General features: G+C 71.2%; 14 protein-coding genes. 11 read left to right on the plus strand and 3 right to left on the minus strand.

The genetic code is table 11. The annotated features are described in order from the left end of the window. The first annotated feature begins 141 nt into the window (after nucleotides 1-141). A complete protein-coding gene (gene sucC, locus QZL85_RS10990; protein WP_295576694.1) occupies nucleotides 142-1,305 on the plus strand; it encodes an ADP-forming succinate--CoA ligase subunit beta in 1,164 nt (387 codons plus the stop codon). Nucleotides 1,306-1,334: 29 nt separating this feature from the next. Further along, on the plus strand, nucleotides 1,335-2,237 hold the full coding sequence (gene sucD, locus QZL85_RS10995; protein WP_295576696.1) for a succinate--CoA ligase subunit alpha: 903 nt from the start codon (nucleotides 1,335-1,337) through the stop codon (nucleotides 2,235-2,237). 276 nt (nucleotides 2,238-2,513) lie between these two features. Here sucD and QZL85_RS11000 read toward each other — a convergent pair whose 3' ends face one another. Both QZL85_RS11000 and QZL85_RS11005 read right to left on the minus strand, forming a co-directional pair. Then, nucleotides 2,514-2,744 carry a tautomerase family protein gene (locus QZL85_RS11000; protein WP_295576697.1) on the minus strand — a complete coding sequence of 77 codons (231 nt, stop codon included), beginning with the start codon at nucleotides 2,742-2,744 and terminating at the stop codon, nucleotides 2,514-2,516. 10 nt (nucleotides 2,745-2,754) lie between these two features. Continuing rightward, nucleotides 2,755-3,555 carry an IclR family transcriptional regulator gene (locus QZL85_RS11005; protein ID WP_295576698.1) on the minus strand — a complete coding sequence of 267 codons (801 nt, stop codon included), beginning with the start codon at nucleotides 3,553-3,555 and terminating at the stop codon, nucleotides 2,755-2,757. Between the two features lie 140 nt (nucleotides 3,556-3,695). On the opposite strand from QZL85_RS11005, the gene QZL85_RS11010 reads away from it, so the two are divergent. From QZL85_RS11010 to QZL85_RS11050, 9 genes are read left to right on the plus strand one after another with little or no spacing between them, the layout of a single operon-like run. Further along, nucleotides 3,696-4,628 (plus strand): sugar kinase, encoded by a 933-nt coding sequence (locus QZL85_RS11010; RefSeq protein WP_295576699.1) that lies wholly within the window; start codon nucleotides 3,696-3,698, stop codon nucleotides 4,626-4,628. Further along, complete coding sequence (locus QZL85_RS11015; RefSeq protein ID WP_295576701.1) at nucleotides 4,625-5,275, plus strand: bifunctional 4-hydroxy-2-oxoglutarate aldolase/2-dehydro-3-deoxy-phosphogluconate aldolase; 651 nt, start codon at nucleotides 4,625-4,627, stop codon at nucleotides 5,273-5,275. Before QZL85_RS11010 ends, QZL85_RS11015 begins: the two co-directional genes overlap by 4 nt. Then, nucleotides 5,272-6,090, plus strand: a complete 819-nt coding sequence (kduI, locus tag QZL85_RS11020) for a 5-dehydro-4-deoxy-D-glucuronate isomerase (protein WP_295576702.1) — start codon at nucleotides 5,272-5,274, stop codon at nucleotides 6,088-6,090. Before QZL85_RS11015 ends, kduI begins: the two co-directional genes overlap by 4 nt. After that, the gene (locus tag QZL85_RS11025; RefSeq protein WP_295576703.1) at nucleotides 6,087-6,851 is read left to right on the plus strand and encodes an SDR family oxidoreductase; all 765 of its coding nucleotides are present in this window, start codon (nucleotides 6,087-6,089) and stop codon (nucleotides 6,849-6,851) included. Before kduI ends, QZL85_RS11025 begins: the two co-directional genes overlap by 4 nt. A gap of 49 nt (nucleotides 6,852-6,900) precedes the next feature. After that, nucleotides 6,901-7,998: a sugar ABC transporter substrate-binding protein gene (locus tag QZL85_RS11030; protein ID WP_295576704.1), complete on the plus strand. Its 1,098-nt coding sequence runs from the start codon at nucleotides 6,901-6,903 to the stop codon at nucleotides 7,996-7,998. Nucleotide 7,999: 1 nt separating this feature from the next. Further along, nucleotides 8,000-9,019, plus strand: coding sequence for an ABC transporter permease (locus QZL85_RS11035; RefSeq protein ID WP_295576705.1), 1,020 nt, complete (start codon nucleotides 8,000-8,002; stop codon nucleotides 9,017-9,019). Further along, nucleotides 9,016-10,569, plus strand: a complete 1,554-nt coding sequence (locus QZL85_RS11040) for a sugar ABC transporter ATP-binding protein (protein WP_295576706.1) — start codon at nucleotides 9,016-9,018, stop codon at nucleotides 10,567-10,569. Before QZL85_RS11035 ends, QZL85_RS11040 begins: the two co-directional genes overlap by 4 nt. Further along, nucleotides 10,569-11,570 carry an ABC transporter permease gene (locus QZL85_RS11045; protein WP_295576707.1) on the plus strand — a complete coding sequence of 334 codons (1,002 nt, stop codon included), beginning with the start codon at nucleotides 10,569-10,571 and terminating at the stop codon, nucleotides 11,568-11,570. The genes QZL85_RS11040 and QZL85_RS11045 overlap by 1 nt, the downstream gene beginning before the upstream one ends. A gap of 41 nt (nucleotides 11,571-11,611) precedes the next feature. Continuing rightward, nucleotides 11,612-13,096: an aldehyde dehydrogenase family protein gene (locus QZL85_RS11050; protein ID WP_295576708.1), complete on the plus strand. Its 1,485-nt coding sequence runs from the start codon at nucleotides 11,612-11,614 to the stop codon at nucleotides 13,094-13,096. Between the two features lie 62 nt (nucleotides 13,097-13,158). Here QZL85_RS11050 and QZL85_RS11055 read toward each other — a convergent pair whose 3' ends face one another. Continuing rightward, nucleotides 13,159-14,616, minus strand: coding sequence for an NCS2 family permease (locus QZL85_RS11055; RefSeq protein ID WP_295576709.1), 1,458 nt, complete (start codon nucleotides 14,614-14,616; stop codon nucleotides 13,159-13,161). Nucleotides 14,617-14,723: the final 107 nt, after the last annotated feature.

Consider the following 14,723-nt stretch of genomic DNA (forward strand, 5'->3'; position numbering starts at 1 on the left):
TGAAAGCTTAGTTGTCCGGCCGCGGGGGCTGCAGGCGGAAGGGCGGCCCCGCCGCGGGTACTAAGCTGGGGCACTGGTCGATATCTCGACATCGAGATTCTTTCGGCACCGAAACCACAGTCGCCCAGCGAAGGATTGCACGTGGATCTTTACGAGTACCAGGCCCGAGACCTGTTCGAGAAGTACGAGGTGCCGGTGCTCGCCGGCATCGTCGCCGACACCCCCGAGGAGGCGAAGGCGGCCGCGGAGAAGCTCGGCGGCGTCGTCGTCGTCAAGGCGCAGGTCAAGACGGGCGGCCGCGGCAAGGCGGGCGGCGTCAAGGTCGCCAAGACGCCGGATGAGGCGTACGACGCCGCGAAGGCCATCCTCGGCCTCGACATCAAGGGTCACGTCGTCAAGCGCGTGATGGTCGCCGCCGGCGCATCGATCGAGAAGGAGTTCTACTTCTCGGTGCTGCTGGACCGTGCCAACCGCTCCTACCTCTCGCTCGCCAGCGTCGAGGGCGGCATGGAGATCGAGCAGCTCGCCGTCGAGAAGCCGGAGGCGCTCGCCCGTGTCGAGGTCGACCCGATCGTCGGCATCGACCACGCCAAGGCGCTCGAGATCGCGAAGGCCGCGAACTTCGACGACGAGCTGGCGCCTAAGGTCGCCGACGTCTTCGTCAAGCTCTTCAACGTCTACAAGGGCGAGGACGCCACGCTCGTCGAGGTGAACCCCCTCATCCAGTCCGCCGACGGCGAGATCATCGCGCTCGACGGCAAGGTCACGCTCGACGAGAACGCCGAGTTCCGGCACGCCTCGCACGCCCTCCTCGAGGACAAGGCCGCCGCGGACCCTCTTGAGGCCAAGGCCAAGGAGAACGACCTCAACTACGTCAAGCTCGACGGCCAGGTCGGCATCATCGGCAACGGCGCGGGACTCGTCATGTCGACGCTCGACGTCGTCGCGTACGCCGGGGAGAACCACGGCGGCGTGAAGCCGGCGAACTTCCTCGACATCGGCGGCGGCGCGTCGGCCGAGGTCATGGCCGCGGGCCTGGACGTCATCCTCGGCGACCCGCAGGTCAAGAGCGTCTTCGTCAACGTGTTCGGCGGTATCACGGCGTGCGACGCCGTCGCCAAGGGCATCGTCGGCGCGCTCGCCGAGCTCGGCTCGACGGCATCCAAGCCGCTCGTCGTGCGCCTGGACGGCAACCGCGTCGAAGAGGGTCGCAAGATCCTCCAGGACGCCAACCACCCGCTCGTGACGCTCGCCGCGACGATGGACGAGGGCGCCGACAAGGCCGCCGAACTCGCCAACGCCTGAGCCCCGCATCCGGAATAGGACTTACTGAAATGTCGATCTTCCTCAACAAGGACTCCAAGGTCATCGTCCAGGGCATCACCGGCGGCGAAGGCACCAAGCACACCGCCCTCATGCTGAAGGCGGGCACCCAGGTCGTCGGCGGCGTGAACGCCCGCAAGGCCGGCACCACCGTGCTGCACAAGGACAAGGACGGCGCGGACATCGAGCTGCCCGTGTTCGGCTCGGTCGCCGAGGCCATCGAGAAGACGGGCGCCGACGTGTCGATCGCGTTCGTCCCGGCTGCCTTCACGAAGGCCGCGATGGTCGAGGCCATCGACGCCGAGATCCCGCTGCTCGTCGTCATCACCGAGGGCGTCCCCGTCGGTGACAGCGCCGAGGCGTGGGCGTACGCGAAGAGCAAGGGCAACACGACCCGCATCATCGGCCCGAACTGCCCCGGCATCATCACCCCCGGCGAGTCGCTCGTCGGCATCACCCCGGCGAACATCACCGACAAGGGGCCGATCGGCCTCGTGTCGAAGTCGGGCACCCTGACGTACCAGATGATGTTCGAGCTGCGCGATCTCGGCTTCTCGACCGCCATCGGCATCGGCGGCGACCCCGTCATCGGCACGACGCACATCGACGCGCTCGAGGCGTTCGAGGCCGACCCCGAGACGAAGGCCATCGTCATGATCGGCGAGATCGGCGGCGACGCCGAGGAGCGCGCGGCCGACTACATCAAGGCGCACGTCACGAAGCCGGTCGTCGGCTACGTCGCGGGCTTCACCGCCCCGGAGGGCAAGACCATGGGCCACGCCGGCGCCATCGTCTCCGGCTCGGCCGGTACCGCGCAGGCCAAGAAGGAGGCCCTCGAGGCCGCCGGAGTCAAGGTCGGCAAGACGCCGTCCGAGACGGCCGCGCTCATGCGGGAGATCATCGAGGCGCTCTAAGCAGCGTTGCGGGGGGCCGGATGCCGTGGCATCCGGCCCCTTCCGCGTACCCGGACCCCCTGTGGGGGTCGGGCGCGTGCTTGCCGTGCGCTGTTCATTCGCGGCGAATGGCGGGTGTCACGGCGACGCACCCGCATTCTGGCGCGGATGAACGACCTGCCGTGGGGGCGGATGCGCGTCAGCCGCGGCGAATGGTGGGTTCCCGCGCCGCACACCCGCACTTTGGCGCGGGTGAGGCGGGCGGACGGGATCGTGCGCGGCCCAGGAGGCGCGCGGTCAGGCTGCGGGGGCGCCGAACTTCGCGACCACGTCGGCGCGGCTCGCGTCGTCGGCCGCGAGCACACCGCCGTTGGAGACGAAGTCGGCGGCGACCTCCTCGAACACGATCCGCACATCCTGGCGTCGCGCCCCGAGCGCCTCGACGGCCGCGTCGGTGACGCGCTCCGCGAAGTCGCGGCGCTGGTCGATCGTGCGTCCGGGCAGGAGCTCGACTCGCATGTTGGGCATGGGGTTCCTCTCAGATGACGGGACGGCGGCTGCCGACCTGGCGGCTCAGTTGATCGCGGGCCTCGAGCAGGAGCGCGATGATCGAGCGCTCCTTCTCGGCGTCGAGGCGGGCCAGCGGCACCGAGCAGCTGATCGCATCCTTCGACGGGGTCTGGAAGGGGAGGGTGACGGCGAAGCACCGCATCCCGATGCCCGCCTCCTCCGCGTCGATGGCGAACCCCGTCTCGCGCACCTCGGCGAGGTGCGCGATGAGGTCCTCGCGCGACGTGATGGTGTGCGGCGTCGTGCCGGGCAGGGTCTCGGGCAGGAGGGCGCGGATGGCGTCGTCCGGGAGCTCCGCCAGCGCGGCCTTGCCGAGCGCCGTCGCGTGCGCCGGAAGCCGGCGTCCGATCGCGGAGAACATGCGCAGCGGGTGGACCGACTCGCGCTTGGCGAGGTAGACGACGTCGGGCAGTTCGAGGCGCGCGAGGTGGATGGTCTCGCCGGTGTCGGCGGCCAGGCGGTCCATCGTGTCCGAGGTGCGCAACACGGTGCGGTCCTGGTCGACGTAGGAGGCGCCGATGAGCAGGGCGTTCATCCCGAGGCTGTAGGTCGACCGCGCGGCATCCGCCTCGACCCACCCTCGGTGCTCGAGCGTGCGCAGGATGCTGTGCAGGCTGCTCTTCGGGATGTGCAGCCGCTGTGCGAGCTCCGCGAGACTCGACGCGCCGTTCGACAGCGCCTCGAGCACGTCGAGCGTGCGGTCGGCGGACTTGACCGGGATGAACTCGGGCTCCTCGACGGAACCGGGCTCGGTGAGCAGTTGACTCATGGCTCCCCCTCTCCTCCATCAGGATAGCGTCGATTCCACCGATCGTTCACAAGTGTGAACGCCATTCGCCTACTTGACTCGGCGGTGATCCATACCCTAGCGTCATCGTACAAGCTACGGAACATCGTTCAAGGATGAAGATGGACTGCCTGACACTCGGAGAACCGCTGATCTGCTTCGACAGCGATGATCTCCCCCTCGACGCCACCGGCACGGTGCGCTCCTACGCCGTCGGCGCGGAGAGCAACGTGGCCATCGGCCTGGCGCGGCTCGGCTGGGACGTCGCCTACGTCGGCCGCGTCGGGGCCGACTCGGCCGGACGCGTCATCGCCCGCACCCTGCGCGGCGAAGGTGTCGACGTGTCGGCGCTGCGCACCGTCCCCGACCTCGTCACCGGGCTGCTCCTCAAGGAGGGCGACGGACCGGGCCGGGTCACCGTGACCTACCACCGTGCGGGCTCCGCGGGATCCACCCTCGCCCCCGAGGACCTCCCCGCCGACCTCACGGGCCTCCGCCGCCTGCACGTCACCGGCATCACCCTCGTCCTCGGCGAGACCGCCCGCGCCGCCACCATCGAGGCCATGCGCCGCGCCCGGGCCGCCGGCGCACGGGTCAGCCTGGACGCCAACTTCCGTCGCAAGCTCGCCGACGACGCCGCGCTGGCCGGGGCCTTCGCCGAGGCAGCACCGCTCGCCGACGAGGTGTTCCTCGGCCGCGGTGAAGCCGCGCTGTGCGCGGGGTCCGAGTCCGACGACGCCATCGAGCACTTCGCCCGGTCGCTGCCCGGCACGACCGTGCTCAAGGGCGCGCGTGGGGGAGCGACCGCGTTCGTCTCCGGCGCCCGGCACGAGCACCCCGCCGAACCGGTCGCAGTCGTCGACCCCGTCGGGTCCGGCGACGCGTTCGTCGTGGGGTGGCTCCACGCGCTCCTCGGCGGCGGCACCGTCGAGGACGCCCTCGCGACCGGTGCCCGGGTGGCGGCGCGCGTCATCTCCCGCCGCGGCGACTACCAGGGACTCCCGTATCCCGAGGACCTCGCGCGCACCGACGGCCTCGCGGCGGTGTCGCGATGAGCGCCCTGCTGGACACGACGGTCCTGGACGCCGCTATCGCGGCGGTGCCGGTCGTCGCCGTCATCCGGCACACCGACGCCCCCTCCGCCGAGCGGATCGCCCGCGCGGCCATCGAAGGCGGCATCCGGGTCGTGGAGATCACCTTCACGGTCCCCGGTGCCGATGCGCTCATCGCGCGTCTGCGCGCCGACCACCCCGACGTCGTCATCGGCGCCGGCACCGTCCTCACGCCGGACCAGCTGGACGCGGCCGCCGATGCCGGTGCGGTCTTCGCCGTGGCGCCGATCCTCGACGAGGCGGTCGCCGCGCGCGCCGCGGAGCGTGCGGTCGCCTTCATCCCCGGGGCCTTCACACCCACCGAAGTCGCCCGTGCGTCCCGCGGCGCCGCTGCGGTCAAGCTGTTCCCGGCCGCCGGCCTCGGCACCGCCTTCGTCACCGCCGTCCGCGACGTCCTCCCCGATGTCCGGCTCATGCCGACCGGCGGGATCACGGCCGCCGCCGTCGGCGACTGGCTTCACGCCGGGGCGTACGCCGTCGGCCTCGCCGGAGCCCTCGGCACGGCCTGGCGCGCCGGCGGCGCCGCCGACGTCCAGAACACCGCCCGGATCGCGGTCGCCGCAGCGACCGCGGAGAGGAACCCCGCATGACCACCGATCGCCCCGCGACCGACCCCCGGCACGCCCGCACCGCGACGACGCAGGAGCTGCGCGACGCCTTCCTCGTCGACGATCTCTTCGTCGCGGGGGAGGCCCGCGCGACCCACACGGCAGAGGACCGGATGCTGATCGCCGGCGTCGTGCCGACGACGGGCGAGCTCGCCCTCCCCGACGTCGACGCGCTCGGTCCCGACGGGTACGCCCGTCGCGAGTTCGGCGTCATCAACCTCGGCGAGCCGGGAGAGGTCCTCGTCGGCGACGAGGCCCACACCCTCGCACACCGCGACGGCCTCTACGTCGGCCGGGGTGCGGCGCTGCGGTTCCGGGGCGAGGGCGCACGGTTCTACGTCGTGTCGGCACTCGCCCACACCGACAAGCCCACCGTCCACATCCCGTTCGCCGAGAGCGAGCCGGTCATGCTGGGCGACGAGGCGGGCGCGGGGAAGCGCGGGCTGCACCGCTACGTCTGGGGCGGCGGCGCCGTCGACTCGTGCCAGCTCCAGTTCGGCGTGACGGTGCTCGAGCACGGCGCCGTGTGGAACACGTTCCCCGCCCACCTGCACGAGCGGCGCACCGAGATCTATCTCTACTTCGAGCTGGACCCGGCCGCCGTCGTCGTCCACCTGATGGGAGAGCCGGCCCACACCCGTCACCTCATCGTCCGCAACGAGGAGGCCGTCATCGCGCCGCGCTGGTCGATCCACTCCGGCGCGGGAACCGGACGGTACGCGTTCGTCTGGGCGATGGCCGGCGACAACCGCGACTACGGCGACCTCGCCCCCGTCCCGGTCGGGGAGCTGCGATGACGGCGACCCTGGGTCTCTTCTCGCTCGCCGGGCGCACGGCGCTCGTCACCGGCGCGGGGTCCGGCATCGGACGCGGACTCGCCCTCGCCCTCGCCGGCGCCGGCGCCTCGCTCGTTCTCGCCGGGCGCTCCGATGCGGTCGACGAGACCCGCGCGCAGGTCGAGGATCTCGGCGCCGAGGCGGTCGGCGTCCGGATCGATCTGCGCGACAGCGCCAGCCTCGCCGCGATCGCGACCGAGCTCGCCGCCGAGACTCCGGTGGACATCCTCATCAACTGCGCCGGCGTGATCGACCGCGGCGCCTTCGTCGAGACCTCCGACGAGCGATGGCACGACCTGCTGGCCGTCAACCTCGACGCCCCGCGCATCCTCAGCCGCGCCTTCGGCGCCCGGATGATCGCGCGCGGCTCGGGGAAGATCGTGAACATCGCGAGCCTGCTCTCCTTCCAGGGAGGCCGCGAGGTCGCCGGCTACACCGTCAGCAAGCACGCCCTCGTCGGCCTCACCCGCGCCCTCGCGAACGAGTGGGCCGGTCGCGGCGTGCAGGTCAACGCGATCGCGCCCGGCTACATCGCCACCGACAACACCGCCCCCCTCCGTGCCGACAGCGTGCGCGATGCCGAGATCCTCTCCCGCATCCCCACCGGTCGGTGGGGCACCCCGCAGGACCTCGGCGGCGCAGCCGTCTTCCTCGCCTCCGCGGCATCCGACTACGTCACCGGCCACACCCTCGTGGTCGACGGCGGCTGGATGTCGCGATGACACAGACCACCCACCTCCACACCCGAACCCGGAACAGGAGTACCGCACCATGATCACCACAGCATCCCGCGGCCGACGAGCATTGACGCTCACCGTCGCAGGCCTCACCATGCTCGCCCTCGCCGGCTGCGCGAGCGGCGGCGCAGAGCCCGCCGCAGGCGACGACACCGCCGCCTGCGCGCCCGAGGACATCCAGCTCGTCGGACAGGTCCGCAACGAGACCAACCCCTACGAGAAGGCCTGGCTCGACGGCGGCGACGCGTTCGCCGAGTCGGTGGGCCTGACCCAGACCCGACTCACCTACGACGGCGAGTCGCCCAAGCAGCAGGACCAGCTCCGTCAGGCGCTCAGCACCGGCAACCCCGAGTGCATGGTCCTGAACATCCTTCCCAACGGCGACTCCGACACCACGCCGATCGTAAAGGAGGCCGACGCCGCCGGCGCCTACCTCGTGACGCACTGGAACAAGCCGGCCGACCTGAACCCCGCCGACTACGACACCTGGATCACCCACGTCACGTTCAACGGCGTGGACTCCGGACAGCAGATCGCCGAGGCGATGTTCGAGGCCATGGGCGGCGAGGGCGGCATCATCGCGCTGCAGGGCATCCTCGACACGAGCGCCGCGAAGGACCGCTTCCAGGGCCTCCAGAACGCGCTCGATGAGAACCCGGGGATCACACTGCTCGACGAGCAGGCCGCCGACTTCGACCGCACGACCGCGTTCAACATCACCAAGACGCTGCTCACCAAGCACGGTGACGCGATCACGGGCGTGTGGGCAGCCAACGACGACATGGCTCTCGGCGCCCTCCAGGCGCTCGAGGCGGCAGGCCGGTCGGGCGAGGTCGCCGTCGTCGGCATCGACGCGGTGCCCGAGGCCGTGCAGGCCGTCGCGGACGGCGCGATGACCGCGACCGTGTCGGTCGACGGTCCGTGGCAGGGTGGCATCGGCCTCGCGATGGGCTACTGCGCCCTGACCGGAGAGCTCGACGTCGCCGACATCGAGGACGACAAGCGCGCCTTCTACGCCAAGCAGACGCTCGTCACGACGGAGAACGCCGCCGCGAACCTCGCCCCCGAGGCGAACCTCGACGACTTCGCGTGCGACAGCCTGTTCGACCGGTTCGACGGGGCGGTGGGCTGAGATGGCGCCCGCCCGGTCCGGGCTGGCCGCGCCCGAGACCGGGCGGGCCATCCCGCGCATCCGCAGCCGATCGACGCTCATCGCCGACATCGGACCCGCGATCGCGCTCGCACTCCTCTGCGTCGTGTTCGCGGCCCTGAGCCCGCAGTTCGCGACGTGGGGGAACATCCGCAACATCCTCGACTCGGCCGCCGTCCTGGCCGTCATCGCGGTGGGGCTCACGTTCGTCCTCATGCTCGGCGCCATCGACCTGTCGATCGAGGGGGTGATGGCCGCCGCGGCCCTGTGCGTCGCGCTCCTGGTGGCCAACACCCGCAACGACAACGACTTCGGGTTCCTCGCGATCATCGCGGCCACGGTGCTCGGAGCGTGCTTCGGGCTCGCCAGCGGGCTGCTGTCGACGGGGCTGAAGATCCCGTCGTTCATGACGACGCTGGGCATCTCGGCGATCGGCATCGGCGTCGCCACCGTCCTGTTCGGCGGGGTGCAGCCGAGCCTCGCATCCCCCGAGCTGGCCGAATGGGCGTCGGGGCAGTGGTTCGGCCTCACCCGCCTCACCTTCGTCGCGGTAGCGGTCGTGGCCGTCGGCATCCTGATCGAGCGGTACACGCGGATGGGGCGCTACGCGCGCGCCATCGGTGGGGCCGAGGAGATCGCGTATCTCTCCGGCGTCCCGGTGCGGCGGGTGAAGATCCTCGCCTTCGCGTTCGCCGGCGCCACGTACGCCATCGCCGGCATCATGGTCACGATCCAGCTCGGGTCGGGGATCGTGCAGGCCGGCGTCGGCCAGAACTTCGCCGCGATCACGGCGGCCGTCGTCGGCGGCACGCTGCTCTCCGGCGGCCGCGGGGGCGTGCTGCACTCGATCGTCGGCGTGCTCATCGTCACCGTCCTCGTCAACGGGCTCGTCCTCATCGGGGTCAGCCCCTACGTCCAGCGGGCCGTCCAGGGCGTCATCGTCGTGGTCGCCGTCGCGATCACCGCGTGGCCCCTGCGCGCCAGAATGCGAGTCGTCAAATGAGCGTGTCCGCCACCGGCATCCGCCCCGTCGACACGGAGGCCCCCGTCCTCGCCGTGCACGACCTCCGCAAGAGCTATGCGGAGACGCGGGCCCTCGACGGGGTCACCTTCGAGGTGCGCCGCCACGAGGTCGTCGGCCTCATCGGCGAGAACGGCGCGGGCAAGTCCACGCTGCTGAAGATGCTCGTCGGGCTGGTCCAGCCCGACTCCGGTCGCATCGAGCTGCGCGGCACCCCCGTCAAGATGCGCGGCATCGCGCAGGCCGGCGCCGCCGGCATCGGCATGGTGTTCCAGGAGCAGTCGCTCATCCCGAACATCACCGTCGCGGAGAACATCCTGCTGGCCGCGGAGGGCGACGCCGTGCGCGGCGGCGTGTACCGCTGGAGTGAGCTGAAGCGGCGTGCGCAGGTGCAGCTCGACAAGATCGGCTCCGACATCCGCCCGGATGCCGTCACCGAGACGCTCAGCTTCGCCGACCGGCAGTTCGTCGAGATCGCCAAGGTCCTCGCGACCGAGGAGCGCACGAACGCCGAGCCCGTCGTGCTGCTGGACGAGCCGACGTCGGTGCTCGACCGGGACGAGACCGAGATCCTGTTCGCGCAGATCGAGCGGCTCCGCACCCGTGCGTCGGTCGTCTTCGTCTCGCACCGCCTCGACGAGGTGCTGCGGGTCTCGGACCGCGTCTACGTGCTCCGCAACGGCCAGACCGTCGCGGAGTGCACGCCCGGCGAGGTCGACGAGGCGGCGCTGCGGCGTCTCATGATCGGCCGGGACCTCGAGGGCAGCCACTACGGCGAGGAGGACCAGCGCCCGCCGCAGGACGAGGTGCGTCTCGCCGTCCGCGGCCTGACGGTCCGGGGCGTCTGCGACGGCGTCGACTTCGACCTGCGTGCGGGTGAGGTGCTCGGCATCGCCGGCGTGCAGGGGTCCGGTCGCGAGGAGCTCTGCCGCGCCCTGTTCGGCGCACTGGGCATGAAGAGCGGCTCGATCACCCTCGACGACGACGCGATCCGCCCGCGCACCCCGCGCGCCGCGATCGCGCACGGCCTCGGCTTCGTGCCGGCCGAGCGTCGCAGCGAGGGCATGGTGGGCACCATGACGGTCGCCGAGAACATGACCCTGCCGCACATCGGGGAGGTGTGCACGGGGCCCGTCCTGCGGCGCGGCCGCGAACGGCGGCTCGCCGACACGTGGATCGAGCGCCTCCGGATCAAGACCCCGTCGGCCGCCGCGCCGATCGGGGCGCTCTCCGGCGGCAACCAGCAGAAGGCCGTGCTCGCGCGGTGGCTGGTCTCGGACGGGCTGCGCGTGCTCATCCTCGATCACCCCACGCGCGGACTCGACGTCGGCGCGAAGGGCGAGGTGTACCGCCTCATCCGCGAGCTGACGGCATCCGGCGTCGCGGTGCTCCTGATGGCCGATTCGCTCGAGGAGCTGATCGCGATGAGCCACCGCGTGCTCGTCATGAAGGACGGGCGCGTCACCGACACGATCGATGCGTCGCCCGGCGAGAAGCCGACGCCCCTCACGATCCTGGAACGGATGATCTGATGTACGTCACCGAGAAGACCGGAACCCTGCCCCGCGTCGCCGGCAACCCCCGGCTGACGCGCGCCGCGCGCCGCCGGCTGCTGCTCATGGTCATGCCGGGCGCCGTGCTCGCGGTCCTCGTGGCGGCCATCGCCGTCGCCAACCCGAACTTCCTCCGCGCCGGGAGCATCTGGACGGTGCTCGATTCGGCGGTTCCGATCCTCATCCTGGCGACCGGCGCGATGCTCGTGATCCTGTGCGGCGGCATCGACCTGTCGGTCGCCGCCCTCGCGTCGCTCGCGTCGGTGCTCGTCGCGCTGTGGATCCCTCTCCTGGGCGGGTGGGCGGTGCCCGCCGTCGTCCTCCTGTGCGCCCTCGCGGGCCTCCTGCAGGGGGCGATCCACGTCGTCGCGCAGATCCCGTCGTTCCTCGTGACGCTCGGCGGCATGGCCGTCTGGGCAGGGCTCGCCCTCGTCATCTCGGGCGCGGCGACGATCGGCGTGAGCGGCACGACGCTCGACTGGGCGTTCACGCGGGTCGGAGACGCCCGCATCCCGAGCGCCGTGCTGATCGCGGCCGCGCTCGTCGTCGTCGTCGCGGTCGTGCTGCAGTTCACGCCGCTGCGACGCTGGCTCGTCGCGATCGGAAGCTCGGAGTCCGCGGCCCTCATGGCCGGCGTTCCCGTCGCGCAGACCAAAATGGCGGTCCTCGCGGTGTCGGGCGCGTGCGCGGGCTTCGCGGGGGTCATGCTGGTCGGCCGCACCTTCAGCGGTGCGCCGAGTCTGGCCGACTCCCTTCTTCTGCCGGTGGTCGCCGCCATCGTGGTGGGTGGGACGGCGATCACCGGCGGATTCGGCGGCATCGGCCGTACCGTGATCGGGGTGCTCATCATCACGGTGCTGCGCGTCGGGCTCTCGGTCGCCGGCGTCGACTCGTCCTATGAGCAGATCTTCTACGGCGTGCTCGTGATCGGCGCCGTGGCCTTGACCATCGACCGCTCCAAACTCCCTTTCGTCAAATGACCTCCCTCTTCGACCACCCGTCCCCCGAAAGGACCGCCCCCATGACCGAGACCGCACTGCTGCCGCAGGTCGCCGACTTCCTCCGTTCCCCCCGCCGCCTGCTGATCGACGGCGAATGGCGGGATGCCGCCGACGGTCGCACCTTCTCGTCGATCGACCCCGGAACCGAGGCCGTCGCCGCGACGGTCGCGCAGGCCGGCGTCGCCGACATCGATGCCGCGGTCGCCGCCGCGCGTCGCGCGTTCGAGGACGGCTCGGACTGGAGCCGGTTCACACCGCGCCGCCGCGCCCGGCTGCTCTGGCAGATGGCCGACCTGCTCGAGTCCCGTGCTGAGGAGTTCGCGCAGATCGAGGCCGTCGACAGCGGGAAGCCGTTCGCGGCCGTCCGTGACGGCGACGTGCAGACGGCCGCCGAGCTGTTCCGCTACTTCGCCGGCTGGGCCACGAAGATCGAGGGCACGACCGTGCCGATGTCGAGCGAGATCCGCCAGTTCCACGCGTACACGCGGCGGGAGCCCGTCGGCGTGGTCGCCGGTATCGTGCCCTGGAACTTCCCGCTCGTCATGGCGTGCTTCAAGATCATCCCGGCCCTCACGGCCGGCAACACGATGATCCTCAAGCCCGCCGAGCAGACCCCCCTGACGGCGCTGCGCCTGGGGGAGCTGTTCCTCGAGGCGGGCCTGCCCGCCGGTGTGCTGAACATCGTTCCGGGCTTCGGCGACGCGGGGGCCGCGCTGTCGGCGCACCGGGACGTCGACAAGGTCGCCTTCACCGGCTCCACCGAGACCGGCAAGAAGATCGTGGCCGCCGCGGGCGGCAACCTCAAGAAGGTGTCGCTCGAGCTCGGCGGCAAGGCGCCGAACCTCGTCTTCGCCGACGCCGACATCGAGGCCGCGATCGTCGGCTCCGCGCACGCCGCCTTCTTCAACCAGGGTCAGTGCTGTGTCAACGGATCCCGCCTGTACGTGCAGCGCGGCGTCTTCGACGAGGTCGTCGCCGGCATCTCGGCCATCGCCGGCGACATCGCCGTGGGCGCGGCCCTCGACCCCGCCACCGAGATGGGGCCGCTCGTCTCGGACGAGCAGTACACGAAGGTCATGGGCTACCTCACGGCCGGCCGCGAGGCCGGTGCCACGGTCGCCGCGGGCGGCGACCGGGTGGGCGACCGCGGCTACTTCGTGCGCCCCACCGTCTTCACGGACGTGACCGAGGACATGTCGATCCAGCGCGACGAGATCTTCGGCCCCGTCGTCACCGCCGTGCCGTTCGACACCGAGGAGCAGGCGATCGCCCTCGCGAACAACACCCGGTACGGGCTCGCCGCCGGCGTGTGGTCCCGCGACATCGGCACGGCCCATCGCGTGGGCGCGCGCCTGCGCGCGGGCACCGTGTGGCTGAACACGTGGCACGCGGACGACGTGACGCTGCCGCGCGGCGGCTACAAGGAGTCGGGCTGGGGTCGCGAGCTCGGCGCCTTCGGCCTCGACGACTACACCCAGCTGAAGACGGTCATCGCGGAGCTCTGAGCTCGGGTGAAGGAACGCGAGAGGCCGCACCCGTGCAGGGTGCGGCCTCTCGGCGTCGCGGGTCAGGCGCCCAGGAGCGTCTCGATCGGACCGCGGGCGAAGTAGATCACGAAGCCGCCGGCGACGATCCACAGGAGCGGGCTGATGGTCTTCGCCCGGCCGGACAGCGCGTGCACGAGCACCCAGCTGACGAATCCGGCGCCGATGCCGTTGGCGATCGAGTAGGTCAGCGGCATGACGCTCACGGTGAGGAACACCGGGAGGAGCACGCGGAAGTCGCTGAGGTCGATGCTCTTGACCTGGGCCATCATCATCGCGCCCACCGTGACCAGGGCCGCCGCGGCGACCTCGGTCGGGACGATCGAGGTCAGCGGCGTGAAGAACATGGCCAGGAGGAACAGCACGCCCGTCACGACGTTGGCGAGCCCCGTGCGGGCTCCCTCGCCGATGCCGGAGCCGGACTCCACGAACACGGTGGCGGAGGACGACGAGGTCGCACCGCCGACCACGGCGCCGACGCCCTCGACGATCAGGGCGGACTTGATGCGCGGGAAGTCGCCCTTCGCGTCGGCGAGCTCCGCCTCCTTCGCGAGACCGGTCATGGTGCCCATCGCGTCGAAGAAGTTCGAGAACACGAGTGTGAAGACGAGCATCACGAGCGTGACGATGCTGACCTTGCCGAGGTCGAAGCCGAAGTCGACGGCGCCGAGGAGGCTGAGGTCGGGGATCGCGACGGGGGAGCCGTCCAGCGCGGGGATAGTGAGCCCCCAGCCGCCCGGGTTCTCCTGGGCGGAGCCGAGGTGCCAGATCGCCTCGACGATGATCGAGAGGACCGTGCCGGCGACGATGCCGATGAGCATCCCGCCCTTGACGCGACGGGCGACCAGGATGCCGGTCAGCAGCAGCGTGACGATGAACATGAGCGTCGGCACCGAGGCGACGGAGCCGCCCACCCCGAGGCCGACCGGGGGCGAGGACTCGCCGGTCGCCGTGACGAAGCCCGAGTTGACGAAGCCGATGAAGGCGATGAAGAAGCCGATGGCGACCGTGATGGCGAGCTTGAGCTGCACCGGCACGGCATCGAAGATCATCTTCCGGAGGCCCGTCGCCGCCAGCAGCACGATGATGAGCCCGTTGATCACGACGAGCGCCATCGCTTCGCGCCACGTCACCTCGCCGACGACGCTGAACGCGAGGAAGGCGTTGATGCCGAGGCCGGCCGCGAAGGCGAACGGCAGGCGCGTGACGATGCCGAACAGGATCGTCATGACGCCGGCGGTCAGCGCGGTCGCGGCGCCGACGGCGGCGAAGTCGAGGGAGTTCCCGGCGATGTCGGGCTTGCCGGAGAGGATGATCGGGTTCAGGACGACGATGTAGGCCATCGTCACGAACGTGACGAGGCCGCCGCGGACCTCGCCGCCGATCGTCGACCCGCGCCGGGTGATCTCGAAGAAGCGGTCGAGGGCGCCGGTGGCGGCGGCGTCCGAGGCGGGGGGTTTCCGGGTGGTGCTGGTGCTCATGACATCGAAGGTATCGACTTCCGCGCCCGTCCCGCGCCGCCGGGCCGCCGCGCAACCGTGTCCGAGGCTGCCCGATGGCGGTGCCGTGGGCGCGCCCGCCTGAGCGC

The organism is uncultured Microbacterium sp., assembly GCF_900078385.1.
GTDB lineage: Bacteria > Actinomycetota > Actinomycetes > Actinomycetales > Microbacteriaceae > Microbacterium.

Bases quoted from the DNA above. Each gene is read 5' to 3' on its own strand.
- sucD (WP_295576696.1), top strand. From the start codon at position 1,335: ATGTCGATCTTCCTCAACAAGGACTCCAAGGTCATCGTCCAGGGCATC.
- QZL85_RS11000 (WP_295576697.1), bottom strand. From the start codon at position 2,744: ATGCCCAACATGCGAGTCGAGCTCCTGCCCGGACGCACGATCGACCAG.
- QZL85_RS11005 (WP_295576698.1), bottom strand. From the start codon at position 3,555: ATGAGTCAACTGCTCACCGAGCCCGGTTCCGTCGAGGAGCCCGAGTTC.
- QZL85_RS11010 (WP_295576699.1), top strand. From the start codon at position 3,696: ATGGACTGCCTGACACTCGGAGAACCGCTGATCTGCTTCGACAGCGAT.
- QZL85_RS11015 (WP_295576701.1), top strand. From the start codon at position 4,625: ATGAGCGCCCTGCTGGACACGACGGTCCTGGACGCCGCTATCGCGGCG.
- kduI (WP_295576702.1), top strand. From the start codon at position 5,272: ATGACCACCGATCGCCCCGCGACCGACCCCCGGCACGCCCGCACCGCG.
- QZL85_RS11025 (WP_295576703.1), top strand. From the start codon at position 6,087: ATGACGGCGACCCTGGGTCTCTTCTCGCTCGCCGGGCGCACGGCGCTC.
- QZL85_RS11030 (WP_295576704.1), top strand. From the start codon at position 6,901: ATGATCACCACAGCATCCCGCGGCCGACGAGCATTGACGCTCACCGTC.
- QZL85_RS11035 (WP_295576705.1), top strand. From the start codon at position 8,000: ATGGCGCCCGCCCGGTCCGGGCTGGCCGCGCCCGAGACCGGGCGGGCC.
- QZL85_RS11040 (WP_295576706.1), top strand. From the start codon at position 9,016: ATGAGCGTGTCCGCCACCGGCATCCGCCCCGTCGACACGGAGGCCCCC.
- QZL85_RS11045 (WP_295576707.1), top strand. From the start codon at position 10,569: ATGTACGTCACCGAGAAGACCGGAACCCTGCCCCGCGTCGCCGGCAAC.
- QZL85_RS11050 (WP_295576708.1), top strand. From the start codon at position 11,612: ATGACCGAGACCGCACTGCTGCCGCAGGTCGCCGACTTCCTCCGTTCC.
- QZL85_RS11055 (WP_295576709.1), bottom strand. From the start codon at position 14,616: ATGAGCACCAGCACCACCCGGAAACCCCCCGCCTCGGACGCCGCCGCC.